The organism is Escherichia sp. E4930, assembly GCF_005845405.1.
Lineage (GTDB): Bacteria > Pseudomonadota > Gammaproteobacteria > Enterobacterales > Enterobacteriaceae > Escherichia.
The window spans coordinates 117,703-132,056 of the sequence record NZ_VCDZ01000009.1 but is presented as its reverse complement, the minus strand read 5'-3'; the positions used below and the strand labels follow the sequence as shown (position 1 = coordinate 132,056).

The 14,354-nt window shown below is 39.9% G+C and carries 14 protein-coding genes; 4 read left to right on the top strand and 10 right to left on the bottom strand.

Annotation, left to right across the window (positions count from 1 at the left end; all coding sequences use genetic code 11):
* The first annotated feature begins 6 nt into the window (after positions 1 to 6).
* The 4 genes from rfaD (at position 7) to FFT88_RS13365 (ending at position 4,351) form a co-directional block, all read left to right on the top strand.
* The gene (gene rfaD, locus FFT88_RS13380; RefSeq protein WP_000587766.1) at positions 7 to 987 is read left to right on the top strand and encodes an ADP-glyceromanno-heptose 6-epimerase; all 981 of its coding nucleotides are present in this window, start codon (positions 7 to 9) and stop codon (positions 985 to 987) included.
* A gap of 79 nt (positions 988 to 1,066) precedes the next feature.
* A complete protein-coding gene (rfaF, locus tag FFT88_RS13375; protein WP_130215184.1) occupies positions 1,067 to 2,113 on the top strand; it encodes an ADP-heptose--LPS heptosyltransferase RfaF in 1,047 nt (348 codons plus the stop codon).
* Positions 2,114 to 2,116: 3 nt separating this feature from the next.
* Complete coding sequence (rfaC, locus tag FFT88_RS13370) at positions 2,117 to 3,076, top strand: lipopolysaccharide heptosyltransferase RfaC (protein ID WP_135403697.1); 960 nt, start codon at positions 2,117 to 2,119, stop codon at positions 3,074 to 3,076.
* Positions 3,077 to 3,085: 9 nt separating this feature from the next.
* A complete protein-coding gene (locus FFT88_RS13365; RefSeq protein ID WP_135403698.1) occupies positions 3,086 to 4,351 on the top strand; it encodes an O-antigen ligase in 1,266 nt (421 codons plus the stop codon).
* 25 nt (positions 4,352 to 4,376) lie between these two features.
* Here the strand turns inward: FFT88_RS13365 and FFT88_RS13360 are convergent, their stop codons facing one another.
* The 10 genes from FFT88_RS13360 to rfaQ all read right to left on the bottom strand — a co-directional run bounded on the left by FFT88_RS13360 (position 4,377) and on the right by rfaQ (position 14,275).
* Entirely contained in the window at positions 4,377 to 5,450 is a 1,074-nt protein-coding gene (locus FFT88_RS13360; RefSeq protein WP_130258367.1) for a glycosyltransferase family 9 protein, read from the bottom strand.
* A gap of 32 nt (positions 5,451 to 5,482) precedes the next feature.
* On the bottom strand, positions 5,483 to 6,334 hold the full coding sequence (gene waaZ, locus FFT88_RS13355; RefSeq protein WP_130258368.1) for a 3-deoxy-D-manno-oct-2-ulosonate III transferase WaaZ: 852 nt from the start codon (positions 6,332 to 6,334) through the stop codon (positions 5,483 to 5,485).
* 73 nt (positions 6,335 to 6,407) lie between these two features.
* On the bottom strand, positions 6,408 to 7,106 hold the full coding sequence (gene rfaY, locus FFT88_RS13350; protein WP_130206705.1) for a lipopolysaccharide core heptose(II) kinase RfaY: 699 nt from the start codon (positions 7,104 to 7,106) through the stop codon (positions 6,408 to 6,410).
* Between the two features lie 17 nt (positions 7,107 to 7,123).
* Positions 7,124 to 8,140, bottom strand: a complete 1,017-nt coding sequence (gene rfaJ / locus FFT88_RS13345) for a lipopolysaccharide 1,2-glucosyltransferase RfaJ (protein WP_135403699.1) — start codon at positions 8,138 to 8,140, stop codon at positions 7,124 to 7,126.
* Positions 8,141 to 8,179: 39 nt separating this feature from the next.
* Positions 8,180 to 9,199, bottom strand: coding sequence for a lipopolysaccharide 3-alpha-galactosyltransferase (gene waaO / locus FFT88_RS13340; protein ID WP_130222430.1), 1,020 nt, complete (start codon positions 9,197 to 9,199; stop codon positions 8,180 to 8,182).
* A complete protein-coding gene (waaB, locus tag FFT88_RS13335) occupies positions 9,199 to 10,278 on the bottom strand; it encodes a lipopolysaccharide 1,6-galactosyltransferase (protein ID WP_135403700.1) in 1,080 nt (359 codons plus the stop codon). The genes waaO and waaB overlap by 1 nt, the downstream gene beginning before the upstream one ends.
* 43 nt (positions 10,279 to 10,321) lie before the next feature.
* Positions 10,322 to 11,257 carry an LPS core biosynthesis protein RfaS gene (gene rfaS / locus FFT88_RS13330; RefSeq protein WP_135403701.1) on the bottom strand — a complete coding sequence of 312 codons (936 nt, stop codon included), beginning with the start codon at positions 11,255 to 11,257 and terminating at the stop codon, positions 10,322 to 10,324.
* 36 nt (positions 11,258 to 11,293) lie between these two features.
* Positions 11,294 to 12,091, bottom strand: a complete 798-nt coding sequence (gene rfaP, locus FFT88_RS13325) for a lipopolysaccharide core heptose(I) kinase RfaP (RefSeq protein WP_130222434.1) — start codon at positions 12,089 to 12,091, stop codon at positions 11,294 to 11,296.
* Positions 12,084 to 13,208 carry a lipopolysaccharide glucosyltransferase I gene (gene rfaG / locus FFT88_RS13320; protein ID WP_130215164.1) on the bottom strand — a complete coding sequence of 375 codons (1,125 nt, stop codon included), beginning with the start codon at positions 13,206 to 13,208 and terminating at the stop codon, positions 12,084 to 12,086. The genes rfaP and rfaG overlap by 8 nt, the downstream gene beginning before the upstream one ends.
* The gene (rfaQ, locus tag FFT88_RS13315) at positions 13,205 to 14,275 is read right to left on the bottom strand and encodes a lipopolysaccharide core heptosyltransferase RfaQ (protein WP_135403702.1); all 1,071 of its coding nucleotides are present in this window, start codon (positions 14,273 to 14,275) and stop codon (positions 13,205 to 13,207) included. The genes rfaG and rfaQ overlap by 4 nt, the downstream gene beginning before the upstream one ends.
* Positions 14,276 to 14,354 lie beyond the last annotated feature (79 nt).

Sequence of the window (14,354 nt, the reverse complement as noted above, 5' to 3'; positions counted from 1 at the left end):
ACAGTTATGATCATCGTTACCGGCGGCGCGGGCTTTATCGGCAGCAACATCGTTAAGGCCCTGAATGATAAAGGCATCACCGATATTCTGGTGGTGGACAACCTGAAAGACGGCACCAAGTTTGTGAACCTGGTGGACCTGAACATCGCGGACTATATGGATAAGGAAGACTTCCTGATCCAGATTATGGCGGGCGAAGAGTTCGGCGATGTCGAAGCGATTTTCCACGAAGGCGCGTGCTCTTCCACTACCGAGTGGGACGGCAAGTATATGATGGATAACAACTATCAATACTCCAAAGAGCTGCTGCACTACTGTCTGGAGCGCGAAATCCCGTTCCTGTACGCCTCTTCCGCAGCCACTTACGGCGGTCGCACCTCCGACTTTATTGAATCCCGCGAATACGAAAAACCACTGAACGTCTATGGTTATTCGAAGTTCCTGTTTGATGAATATGTTCGTCAAATCCTGCCAGAAGCGAACTCGCAGATTGTTGGCTTCCGTTATTTCAACGTTTATGGGCCGCGTGAAGGCCATAAAGGCAGCATGGCGAGCGTCGCTTTCCATCTCAACACTCAGCTTAACAACGGTGAATCACCGAAACTGTTCGAAGGTAGCGAGAACTTTAAACGCGACTTCGTCTACGTGGGCGACGTGGCAGATGTAAACCTGTGGTTCCTGGAAAATGGCGTTTCCGGCATCTTCAACCTCGGCACCGGTCGTGCGGAATCCTTCCAGGCAGTAGCAGATGCTACGCTTGCTTATCACAAGAAAGGCCAAATCGAATACATTCCGTTCCCGGATAAACTGAAAGGCCGCTACCAGGCGTTTACTCAGGCAGATCTGACTAATCTGCGCGCTGCGGGTTACGACAAACCGTTCAAAACCGTTGCTGAAGGTGTAACGGAATACATGGCCTGGCTGAATCGCGACATCAACGTAAATTCACAAAATCATTCGAGCGGTATCAAGGCGGCAACTAAGTGAATCTCCGGGAGCTTACAAAAGTAAGTGACCGGAGTGAACGCAGGCAGCCGCCGCAGAGACAGCTTGAAGGATGAAGTGAATGAAAATATTGGTGATCGGCCCGTCTTGGGTTGGCGACATGATGATGTCGCAAAGTCTCTATCGCACGCTCCAGGCGCGCTATCCCCAGGCGATAATCGACGTGATGGCACCGGCATGGTGCCGTCCATTATTATCGCGGATGCCGGAAGTTAACGAAGCTATCCCTATGCCTCTCGGTCACGGGGCGCTGGAAATTGGCGAACGCCGCAAACTGGGTCATAGTCTGCGTGAAAAGCGCTACGACCGCGCCTACGTCTTACCCAACTCCTTCAAATCCGCATTAGTGCCTTTCTTCGCGGGTATTCCTCATCGCACCGGCTGGCGCGGCGAGATGCGCTACGGTTTACTCAACGATGTACGTGTGCTCGATAAAGAAGCCTGGCCGCTAATGGTGGAACGCTATGTGGCGCTGGCCTATGACAAAGGCGTGATGCGTACCGCACAAGATCTACCAAAACCGTTGTTATGGCCGCAATTGCAGGTGAGCGAAGGTGAAAAATCGTATACCTGTAACCAATTTTCGCTCTCATCAGAACGTCCGATGATTGGCTTTTGCCCGGGTGCAGAGTTTGGCCCGGCGAAACGCTGGCCACACTACCACTATGCAGAGCTGGCAAAGCAGCTGATTGATGAAGGTTATCAGGTGGTTCTGTTTGGCTCTGCGAAAGATCATGAGGCGGGCAATGAGATTCTTGCCGCTTTGAATACCGAGCAGCAGGCATGGTGTCGGAACCTGGCGGGGGAAACACAGCTTGAGCAGGCAGTCATTTTGATTGCCGCCTGTAAAGCCATTGTCACGAACGATTCTGGCCTGATGCACGTTGCTGCGGCGCTCAATCGTCCACTGGTTGCTCTGTATGGGCCGAGCAGTCCGGACTTCACACCGCCGCTTTCCCATAAAGCGCGCGTGATCCGCCTGATTACCGGCTATCACAAAGTGCGTAAAGGTGACGCTGCAGAGGGTTATCACCAGAGCTTGATCGACATTACTCCCCAGCGCGTACTGGAAGAACTCAACGCGCTATTGTTACAAGAGGAAGCCTGACGGATGCGGGTTTTGATCGTTAAAACATCGTCGATGGGCGATGTTCTCCATACGCTGCCCGCACTCACCGATGCCCAGCAGGCAATCCCGGGGATTAAGTTTGATTGGGTGGTGGAAGAGGGATTCGCACAGATTCCTTCCTGGCACGCCGCCGTTGAGCGGGTTATTCCGGTGGCGATACGTCGCTGGCGCAAAGCCTGGTTCTCGGCCCCCATAAAAGCGGAACGGAAAGCGTTTCGTGAAGCCCTTCAAGCAGAAAACTATGACGCAGTTATCGATGCCCAAGGGCTGGTAAAAAGCGCAGCGCTGGTGACACGTTTAGCACATGGCGTTAAGCATGGAATGGACTGGCAAACCGCTCGCGAGCCTTTAGCCAGCCTGTTTTACAATCGCAAACATCATATTGCGAAACAGCAGCATGCCGTAGAACGTACCCGTGAACTGTTCGCAAAAAGCCTTGGGTATAGCAAACCGCAGGCCCAGGGCGATTATGCTATTGCGCAGCATTTCCTGACAAATCCACTACCGGATGCTGGGGAGTATGCTGTATTCCTTCATGCGACCACCCGCGATGATAAACACTGGCCGGAAGAGCACTGGCGAGAATTAATTGGTTTACTGGCAGGTTCAGGGATTCGAATTAAACTACCGTGGGGAGCGCCGCATGAAGAAGAGCGGGCAAAAAGGCTGGCGGAAGGCTTTGATTATGTCGACGTACTGCCGAAGATGACTCTGGAAGGCGTTGCCCGCGTGCTGGCTGGAGCTAAATTTGTTGTGTCAGTCGATACAGGATTAAGCCATTTAACTGCGGCACTCGATAAACCCAATATCACAGTTTATGGGCCTACAGACCCGGGATTAATTGGCGGTTATGGGAAGAATCAGGTAGTTTGCATGGCACCGGGGAAAAGTTTAATTAATCTCAACGGTCAAGCAGTTTTTGAAAAATTATCATCATTATAAAGGTAAAACATGCCAACCTTCATTAAACTTCATTCATGGAAACCTTACACTCTGAAATCATCTATGATTTTAGAGATAATGACTTATATATTATGTTTTTTTTCATTGATAATTGCATTCGTCGATAACACATTCAGCATAAAGATATATAATATCACTGCTATAGTTTGCTTATTATCACTAATTTTACGTGGTAGACAAGGCAATTATAATATACAAAACCTTATTCTCCCCCTTTCTATATTTTTTATAGGACTGCTTGATTTAATTTGGTATTCTATATTTAAAGTAGACAACTCTCCATTTCGTGCTACTTACCACAGTTATTTAAATACTGCCAAAATATTTATATTTGGTTCTTTTATTGTTTTTTTGGCACTAACTAGTCAGCTAAAAGCAAAAAAAGAGAGTGTGTTATACATTTTATATTCCCTGTCATTTATAATTGCTGCATATGCAATTTATATTAATAGCATTCATGAATATGACCGCATTTCTTTTGGTATAGGCGCGGCAACAGGAGCGGCATATTCAACAATGCTAATAGGGATAGTGAGTGGCGTTGCAATTCTTTATACTAAAAAAAACCATCCTTTTTTATTTTTATTAAATAGTTGCGCGGTACTTTATGTTCTGGCACTGACACAAACCAGAGCAACTCTACTCCTTTTCCCTGTAATTTGTGCTGTTGCACTAATTACATATTACAACAAATCCCCAAAAAAATTCACTTCCGCTATCGTTCTACTAATTGCCATATTGGCCAGTGTTGTAATTATATTTAATAAACCAATTCAATATCGCTATAACGAAGCATTAAATGATTTAAACAGTTATACCAATGCTAATAGCGTGACTTCTTTAGGTGCAAGACTGGCAATGTACGAAATTGGTTTTGATTTATTCAAAGAATCGCCTTTTTCATTTAGATCTGCAGAGTCGCGCGCTGAAAGTATGAATTTGTTAGTCGCAGAAAACAATAGACTAAGAGGAGCATTGGATTTTGCTAACGTACACTTACATAATGAGATAATTGAAGCAGGGTCACTGAAAGGTCTGATGGGGATTTTTTCCACCCTTTTCCTCTATTTTTCACTATTTTATACAGCATATAAAAAACGCGCATTGGGTTTGTTGATATTAACGCTCGGCATTGTGGGGATTGGACTCAGTGATGTGATCATATGGGCACGCAGCATTCCAATTATCGTTATATCCGCTATAGTCCTCTTACTCGTTATTAATAATCGCAACAATACTATTAATCAAGAATAGACAAGTTTAAGAAGTGAGTTAAAACTCACTTCTTATCTATACAACTTAATCTCTTTACTGAATCAGTTAAAGTTTCAGTATCGATATCTTTTATTGTAAATGTTGGGGATACTATTTGTATAGATTGATGATTATTCGGAGCCCAAATTAAATGTGAGGGATATTCCGGAGTACGTGAATTAGGATAAAATGCAAGCGTTGGTTTATGATAAGCCGCAGCGATATGAACAAGAGCTGTATCAACAGAAATGACAAAATCACTATACCGGGTCAACGCAACAGTATAAATAAACTCGTCAAATGGTAGTGTTTCAATTTCAGGTATTGGTATTGTCAATAAATCTTGCGGTAACCCGGTAAATATCACTCGATAATTTTCAAACTGTGCTTTCACTTCTTGATATATAATTTTTATTTGCTCAAACGTAAGTCGGCATATTTTTTTTGCACCTAATGGGTTAATGATGACTATTCTTGTATTTCCAATAAAATCTTTTATTTTATTTTCAACATCTACAGGTAAATGCAAGTCGTAGTCGGTGGAAAATTCACCCTCACCATAAATATGCTTCAGTATTTCTGTTGCTCGTGTACTCATATGTTCTTTTAAACATTCATCGTGGGGATGGTAAAATGAATAGTAACGCTTATACCATTGATCAAAACCCAGAATGTAAGAATCTTTTAAACTTGATAATATTAAACTATGCTTAAATGAGGGCATTGTTTCAAAGGGATCTAATACAATATCGAACTGTAAATCCCGCAGATGCTTACATAGAGTAAGCATTTTAAGGGAACCCGTAGATTCTTTGATACAGAACTCAAATATATTTTTATTATTAGAGAGAAACTCCCCACCCTTTCTATTTGTGAGAATGGTTATTTTAACTCCTTTACTATAAAGCTCACGATAAATCGAACTTAATACAATTAGATCACCGAGTTTATTATTATCATGAATGATTAGGCATGATTTAATTTGTGCTGGTTCTGTAACTTGGTCATTGATTTTCTTACGAAATAAAAAAGAAAGGAAATTAATTTTGATTTTGTTTATATAAAATCTTTTCTTTTTGTGAAAAGTTCCTAAACGCATTTTTATACCATATTATTTTAGTTTCAGGATGACTAATTAGCATAAGAATCAGTTGAAGCTTTATATTGCATTTTTTTTCTTGTCTTATCCTTTGACTCTTCTGTACTGATATCTTGAAGTTTAATAAATGGAATTACATCGTAAGAAATAGCCGTATCATCCGACAAATTATAAATATTAATATCATCTATATTATCACGCATAAAACGGAAAAATGGCAAAATTTTAAATAAATCTCTACTCAATTCCGAGGGCATAGGATTCTTATTTTCATCATAAAAACGAGAACAGCTACCCGTTAAATCAAGACCAGAACAAATAATTCTCGCATATTTAAGTGAATATGCTATTTGAATTGCAGCGAAGGCAATAGTATGGCATGAGCAATAACCAAGACTAATGTCCTTGCAAAATCCGACCAGACGACCTTTTTTAGACAACGGTACAGAGATCAGCAGTTCTTTGTGAATCTGGCTCAAAATATTAAATTTAATCTTCTTTATCAAACCGCCTTTTTCTCGGCGGTAAAAGGATCGTAATACGAGGCAGTTCTGGAGGATATATAGTTTATCTTCTTTGGAAGCGTGTTCATAAACGTCAACGTTTACTATGGTATAACGACTTCTCTGGCTAAATTTATAAAAATCATCACGACGCTGATGTAAAAAGCGGACATCTGTAAGTACATAAATGAAAGGAACGATATTATGACTTAACAAATATTGCGCAGAACCATTGACAGCAATAATATCCTTTGTTCGTAATGCTGACAAAGGTGTTTTTTGCGATGTAGGGCCAGAAAGAAAAATAATAACATCATCAGATGTTCTATTTTCAATCAGGTTTTCAACATCTTTTTTGTCAATGTATCTAATATTCTTCATGATAAACCTGTGAAATAAATAACTCCGCTTAAAACTGTCCGGGTGAAGACACGTAATTGTGGGTATTTCTATTTTAGCGCGCTGGTTTCCCTTTCAAACGCCGCATAAAATTGCGCATTTTTTTACGATATACTAAAAGATAATAGCCTAGATCTTTAATCTCATTTTTAATACCGTAATGACGCTCTAAGTCAATACGATCTTTCGCTTTACGCTGCGCTGAAGCACGTTTTCCGGAGAGATCAATAATTCGAACCTCACCATTTTTTATAATGAAGTTACCACGATGGGGGTCGCCAGAAACCATGCCATGTTGATGTAAGGAATTAATTGATTGCTGAATTTTATTTTTTAGCACATCATCAATATCAGGCATATCACACAACTCTATGCCATCAATATACTCGATGATCATGATATAAGTATGGACAAATCGTAAGGTTTTCCGTTCAGCCAATAAATAAAAATCATTGAGTGTATTTAACCCTTCATTTCGTACTTTTTGGGTTTGCTCAAAAAGGCGTTCGTAATAATCACCTTTTAACAGAGACTTAAAGAAACGTTCGTTACGCTTAACTTTCGGAGAAAAAACCTTAAGAATCAATTTACCGTAATCGGTATCAATAAGCATAACTTTTGTATCATCAATAGAACGAAAAACCTTGATGATATTTATATTATAAGACAAGAAGTCATTTAATACATTGAGATACTTTGAATTGTTTTCATCGGTAAAAACAACCAAGTCTTTGATCTTGCTCTTCTGAATCATAATAAACCAGTTAAATGTTATTTACGGTAATATTTTCGGCCAAGATAACAGACTCCTGCTATAATTCCTGAGATATATTTATGCTGCACTAAAAGATGTTTATATCGTTTTTTAAATTCAATAATTGATTTTGCATCTCGCGGAGAGTCATCTTTCCACGGTGAATTTTCTAAAGCTATTTTATAGTATTTTACCGATGGATAAATTGCCCATTTGTGCCACGGTTTAGTTGCACCTGTATAATGAATAAGCAGAGTACTTTCTGTAATCAGCTTTTTATAGTTTTGATGTGTTTTGTCTTTTAATTCACTTTTAATTGTATAAATTGTATTATACTCACGAGGCAAAAATATTGTCATCCCTTTCAGTAAGATATTCATAACATCCTGATCAGGGTATTTATAAACATTATCTTTACTCATAAGAATAGACAACGCTTTTTCTGTTAGTTTTGCGTCAGCCCATTTTTTTAAGTCTAAATAAACGACGCCGGAATTAAAGTACTGCCCAAGTAATTCAGGATCGGACAACCTGGATACCGCCTTTTCCTGCATTGGCTCAACATCTTTAACAACAGCAGCGACCGCTCCGTTTAAATCCAGATGCAATAGTTGGCTAATATCGCCTTTACAAACAACATCTGCATCAAGATAAAGCAAACGATCAAGCGTTAAACCCAATAATTGAAATGCAAATAAACGGAAGTACATTGCTCTTGACCAGACCTGTGTACAAGGCAAGCACTGGAGCTTATCAGTGTTAATTCTATATAACGTGATTCTTAATTGGTATTGCTCTGCAAGCTTTGCGACTTTTTGAAAAAAACCATCATTATAAACGTCAGCAATAATATAAAAATCAAGATTAATATGTCGATTGTTTAGGACAATTGATGTGATGGAAACACCTACACCATCAAGATAATTAGCATCGACACCATAGGCAACATTTAAACATTCAGAAGTATTTATATTAACTAGCCGATAATCCCAGGCTTTAACTTTATCTATCTCTATGGCAGGAAATGCGTCCACAATGCTACCCTTATATCATTACTTTATAGTTTCCCAGTTTTAATGCTTTATCTTTTCAATAAAATAAAAAAGATAATTGCTAAATCCTTTTAGATATCTATGCTTTTTAAGCATATGTTTTGCGCTATATCTTAATTGATTGCTATTGTTCGGTTTCAGCAACGCCGTACTCTTCCATGGCGAAGCATTTTTTGCCTCCATAAAGGCTTGTGATACAGGATAATCCCAGGCCCAATCATGCCAGGGCTTGGTTGGACCGATATAGTGGATAAAAATAGTATCGTTGGTTACTGGGTTTGTAAAACTTTCTTTGAGTTGATAGTTTAAGCTAAACTGGGTGTTATATTTTATATCAGCAAAAATAAGTCTGTCTGCCAGCAACATATTTAATACATCCTGATCAGGATGTGTTATTTTTTTGACTATTTCTGGATCATTTAGCATTGCAATGGCTCGTGCAGAAACCTGCTGAGCAGCCCATTGGTCAGTATTAATCAATAAAAAACCGGAGTTAAAGTAACCTTTAGCAATTCCCGCAACACCTAACGAATGTGCGCGTTTTTCCCACCAGTCAGTTTGCCCTTCTGTAACAACCATTGCGACTTTATTGTCAGGAAATGAGAAATTAATTAGTGGCTCAATACTCCCCTGACAAATGATATCTGCATCCAGATAAAGGACTTTAGACGCCTTATTAATAAAGTAATCTGCAATAACAAAGCGAAAATATATTGCATGAGTCCAGTTCTTAGTGCTAGGCAATGAGCGGAGTCGATCAGCATTAATCAGATATATTTTAATTCTGGTTTTATACTGCAGCGCCAGGGCATCAAAATACTTACGATCATCATCACCAAAATAGTCAGTAAAAATATGGAAACACAATCGACTTCCTTCATTATACTTTAATATTGAAGCAATCGAAATTCCGCAACCAAATAGAAAATTTTTGTCAGTTCCATAAGCGATGTCCAGACAAAGATTTTCTGTTTCTACTTTATGATTATAATCAATAACTGAATTAAGAAACTCAGTTTCCTGGAAAAACACCTGCTGCATTATTTCCTCCGGGAAATAGCAGAAATAATTATCTTATGTAATCTATCGTAATACTTCGATTGGTAAAATTTATCGATCGACGCAGGAATTTTTTCATGTTCGATATAAATTTCACCTGCTATATATTTATTGAGAAGAGATACAAAACCAGCAATATCTCCCGGTTGATACAGATGACCATTAACATCAGGTTGAATAATGTCAGCAGGCCCGGAGACACAATCGGCGCTGATGCAAGGAATTCCCCATGACAAGGCTTCAAGTAGGGTCATTGGGAAACCTTCAAAAGATGACGTGAGCAATAATGCACTCACTTTATTAATATCTTGCTGGACCAATTCCCAGGGATGTTGTTGCCAACCATACCAGACTATTCGATCATCAATATTTAATTCTCTACCATAAGCCTGGCATTTTTCGAAATCGGAACCATCACCCAATACATGGAGTTTCCAGTTACCTTGCGCTTGTGATAAGCCATCAAGGAGGTCTTTAACCCGCTTCTGGCCCTCGAATTTCATACGCCCAACATAAATGAACGTTGCCGTTTCGCCTTCCTCAGGCGCAGGAATGACTGTGCCTTTAGCTTCGACTGGATTAAAAATAACATTTATCGTCGATTCTGGTACACCCCGATTAATCATTTGCTGTTTAATGCCAGAGCTGATTGCTAAATGATAGTCGGCACAGGTGATATATTCAGCATGTTTTTTGTGATCTAAAGAAAAATGCGGCCATGAAAATACTGGCACATCAATTCCTGATTTTTTACGTGCTTTGGCCGCATACAAACACGAGATAACGTCAATACAAATAACAACATCTGGCTGATAATTCTGAAGCCATTTGCTTAAAGCATGAATATGTTTCGCCCGACGCAAAAAACCTAAGCGAATATTGGAAAATGAACACGAGTACTTAATACCTTCCAGCCATCCCTTATCCATTTTATCATTACGACAAAAGAAAAACATTTCACTTTGGATATGTTGTTGCCTGAAGGTAGTAATAACATCACGAATGACTGTTTCCATGCCGCCAAATCCAGAAACAGCTTCGCCGATAAATGCTATTTTCATTGAAACTCTCATTAATTGAGTAAAACTCACTGTTTTAACGGTTTTATTTTTCTATAAAATCAGAAACAATTGTTGACATCATTTTATCAGGGCTGAATTTATATAAACTATCATAATCCATTGGTTTAACAGATGAGTTAATAAAATACTCTAACTTATCCCAATCATCATGACCTATTATAAAAAAACGAGACTCACTATAGATTTCTGAGCCAAGTATATTTATATTATTAGTAATTAATTTTTTATTGAAAAATAGTGCCTCAAGTATACGAAGAGTCCAGCCAGATTGGTTTTCTTTAGTTATATCAACAATTATATTAGCATTTAATGTTCTTCTAATATTCTCTTCGTACGGTATTTGTTTTTCAATCAAATACTTTGAAGTCGGAGATGATGTTTTATCTTTGACAACATTAAAATCCAGTTTACATCCTAGTGTTGTTAATCTATCGGCTAATTCATTAATTATTTGAAGACGTCCTTTATCACGACCAAGAAAAAAACATATTGGCTGACTGTTATTTTTGTCAGATAAACTATAATTTCTAATTTCATCCATTCCTATAGGAAAAAATTGTTCTATTGCCTTGGTCTTTTCATTCCCTATAAATCTATGCTCAAAATCATAGATAATATCAAAATAATTAGTGTTATCAAAAATAAAATCTTCGTTGACAGTATTTCTTAGAAGTAATACCTTATGACAATTAATATTTATTAATATTTGCTTGTTAATACCTTTATTAATGACACTGTCATTAAAGATAATTATATCATCCTTTTTTACAGCATTTAGGTGATGTTTGATAAATAATCGTCCCAGCCATGCATTATCCATCCCTAATTTCGAAATTTTCTTATTAACCCAGTTGTATTTTTTTGGTGTTGTTATATTTTTTATCTTGTACTTTTTTTTCAGGTACTGGATCATTTTTAATTCATAATCTGCAACCCAGTTTATAAAATAAATAGTCATAATGAAGTTAGTTCCAGTACATACTGATAAATATTTTTATAATCCTTTACGTTGTGTTCGCTCTTTAATATGCTCGGCCTTAACACTTGCCATGTTCAATAAATTCCGCTCAAGAGATAATATATTACGTAAAGGCATCCCAAAATAAACCTTCATAAATCGCCAGATATCTCTCTGCGTCAGCCCAATATTCATTGATGAGAAATACAAACCAATTAAATCTTTATCCCGCCAACGACGCGGTACTTTTGCCCGTATCTGTGCCCGATGCAGATCGATAACCGAAATTTTTAATTCATCTTCCCGGCCAGTAAATGGCAAATGAAGCAAAAAGTGGCAAATATAACAGTCGCGGTGGTTTATCCCTGCGGCGTGCATTTTACGCACCATGGTTGCCACACGCGCGATCAGCATACGTTTAACACGTATATCTGGAGGATTAACGGCCCAATCAGCACAATAATCTTCAAGGCTAATCGTGGGAGTGAGATCTTCGGTAATAATAAATGATGTGCGAGTTAATGGATTTAACCCTTTTTCACCAAACCCAATGCCCTTCATTGTATCAACGCCAACATCACTCAGGCGATGAATAGCGTGCCACTCTCTGTCTGCGCCTAAAACGGGCATCCGCAATGAGAGCAGGTTTTTTATAATTTCTTTTAAAGTCGTCCCTTTGTGCCATTTGAGGAAATAGCTTTTCCCGGCCAGTTCAAAGCGTAATGTGCGACGCGTCTCGAGTTCACGAAAGACCTCGCCATTTAGTTTTTTGACTTCTGCAAAAGCATCTTTACCACGCCAAAGTGTGGCAAGCGGCTCTTTTAATTCAACCATCTAAACCACCTGTAATGATATCTGCGGCTTTCTCTGGCAGGCTATACAAATCCTGAGTATCGGCATAATGGCGAGCATTCTCCGCCCAGGCCATTCGTAATGGAGACTGAGTTAACGCTTTACGTAAAACTTCATTTAATTGTTCCTGGGAGAAAGGTTCAGCGATGACCGTTCCACAATTGGCATCCGCAATATAATGCGCATACCCACATACCGCAGTTGTTAAAACAGGTAATCCAGCAGTGATCGCTTCAAGAAGAACGATACCCGCGGCTTCCTGATAAGCGGGATGCAGTAATAAATCAGCGGCTGCCATTAATTCTGACACATCATTGCGGCCAGAGAAGAAATGCACATTGCTCCGCACGCCGAGTTTTTCTGCCAACGCTTCAAATTTCCGCGGTTTATCCTGACCAACAACAAATAAAAGCGTATTGTGACGTAATGATTCCGGTAACGATGCCAAAGCCTCAATTGAGCGATCCACACCTTTACGGCCAAAATCTGATCCAACCTGCAGTAATAAGTTTTGTTGCTCTTTTATGCCATTTTTCTGGCGATAAATTTCACGACTGTTTGGGATTTGCTCGCTGTATTTTCTGTCCGGATAAATCCCGGGAGGAAGAATTTGAAAACGTTCAGATTCAGTTTGATAATGCTTCTGGAAATCGGCGATTTGCTTATCGGTCAGCATCATAAGTTTCGTCGATTTACCCTGCTCGAAAGTCGCTCGCTCAAATGCGGCATAATGGCGATATCGTGATGTTAAACGATATAAAAAACCTTTTTCTTGCGCAACTTTCTCGGCGTAACAAACATCAGCGGCAAAATAAACATCCAACCCTGGCATCTTATTAAACCCAACAACGCGATCAGCGGGATGCGCTTTGAGATGATTTTGTACCCAGGCATAATATTCTGCATTGCGTCCATGGTTGGTATGGGACTTAACTGGCACCTGAATAAGCTCAAATGCTTTCGGGCAATCACCTTCCCACGACTGCGTATAGACCCGAACATGGTGGCCCCGTGCAGCAACTGTTGATGCAATGCGCATAAAGTCACGTTGAAGCCCACCAAATGGAAAATATTTATATAAACAAAACGCCACGATCATAATTGTGCATTCCTGTCAGCTGAAGGGACATCTTCTGGCAACAGCTTTTCCGTAGCGGCGATCACATCTTCCGCTGGAATAACAGAAAGATATTTTTTGTTGCGGTCAAGTTCATGCCGGGTCGGCATTTTCTGATAATTCCCCGCCCAGAACTGAATAATATTCTCGGTCCAGGGGCGCCAGAATACATGATCAGTGGCCCCAAATAGGCTAATAACTGGCGTCTTCACCGCTGCCGCAATATGCCCCGGCGCAGAATCCACGCCAATAAAAAGCACAGCATGATCAATTAACGCGCCTAATTCAGGAAAACGTGTTTTACCTGCAAGGCCAGTAATGGGTTTCGTTTCGCAACCTCGTGCAATCTCATCTACACAAGCGAGATCATCTGCCGAAGGCCCACAGGTCAGGACAACCTGATACCCTCGCTGTTGCAGCGCATCGATAACCTTAGAAAATTTATCGTTATCCCAGCATTTAAATATCTGACGCGCTGTCGGTTGGATGACAACATAATGATCTTTTACGCCCAGGGCATCTAACTCCTGGCGCATCTTCTTCCAGCAATCTTCGGCGTAACTCATTGTTGTGTCGGTGTAGAAATCGGTAATACCTAATGGCTCAAGGACCGATAAATTACGCTCAACAATATGTGTGCCGTGTATTGGTGCTAAGTGTGTGAAGCTTTTTTTCCAAATGCCATGCTGCCGATGGCCATAAAGTTGCGATATTTTCATCCGTGCGGGTAAACAACGTACCAGCAGCGCCACCATCCACTGATCCGTAAGATTAATGACCAGGTCATAATTATTCGCACGCAGAGTTTTTATCAACGAAAGCACATTTTTAATTTTATCGAATGTTCCCGCACCTTTATTGCTTATCCCGTAGAGCGCATTAATTTCCGGGTTTTCAGACAAAATAGGGATGGTATCCTGATAAAGCAGCATATCGATTTTTGCATCAGGATAATTCTGCTTGAGCGTACTGATGACAGGAGTAGTTAATAACATATCTCCATGATATCGCATCTTTATGACCAGGATTTTTCGAAATGGCTTTTCCACTAGCGACTCTTTTGTGTGATTGTCTGGTTAAGTTAAGCAGAAAAAAGCACGCTACCGCCCCAGGCTCAACAGCTACCTG

Excerpts from the sequence above, each read along its gene's own strand:
- rfaP (WP_130222434.1), bottom strand. The coding sequence starts at position 12,091 with ATGGTTGAATTAAAAGAGCCGCTTGCCACACTTTGGCGTGGTAAAGAT.
- waaO (WP_130222430.1), bottom strand. The coding sequence starts at position 9,199 with ATGCAGCAGGTGTTTTTCCAGGAAACTGAGTTTCTTAATTCAGTTATT.
- rfaD (WP_000587766.1), top strand. The coding sequence starts at position 7 with ATGATCATCGTTACCGGCGGCGCGGGCTTTATCGGCAGCAACATCGTT.
- rfaC (WP_135403697.1), top strand. The coding sequence starts at position 2,117 with ATGCGGGTTTTGATCGTTAAAACATCGTCGATGGGCGATGTTCTCCAT.
- FFT88_RS13360 (WP_130258367.1), bottom strand. The coding sequence starts at position 5,450 with ATGCGTTTAGGAACTTTTCACAAAAAGAAAAGATTTTATATAAACAAA.
- rfaY (WP_130206705.1), bottom strand. The coding sequence starts at position 7,106 with ATGATTCAGAAGAGCAAGATCAAAGACTTGGTTGTTTTTACCGATGAA.
- rfaG (WP_130215164.1), bottom strand. The coding sequence starts at position 13,208 with ATGATCGTGGCGTTTTGTTTATATAAATATTTTCCATTTGGTGGGCTT.
- rfaF (WP_130215184.1), top strand. The coding sequence starts at position 1,067 with ATGAAAATATTGGTGATCGGCCCGTCTTGGGTTGGCGACATGATGATG.
- rfaS (WP_135403701.1), bottom strand. The coding sequence starts at position 11,257 with ATGACTATTTATTTTATAAACTGGGTTGCAGATTATGAATTAAAAATG.
- waaZ (WP_130258368.1), bottom strand. The coding sequence starts at position 6,334 with ATGAAGAATATTAGATACATTGACAAAAAAGATGTTGAAAACCTGATT.
- waaB (WP_135403700.1), bottom strand. The coding sequence starts at position 10,278 with ATGAAAATAGCATTTATCGGCGAAGCTGTTTCTGGATTTGGCGGCATG.
- FFT88_RS13365 (WP_135403698.1), top strand. The coding sequence starts at position 3,086 with ATGCCAACCTTCATTAAACTTCATTCATGGAAACCTTACACTCTGAAA.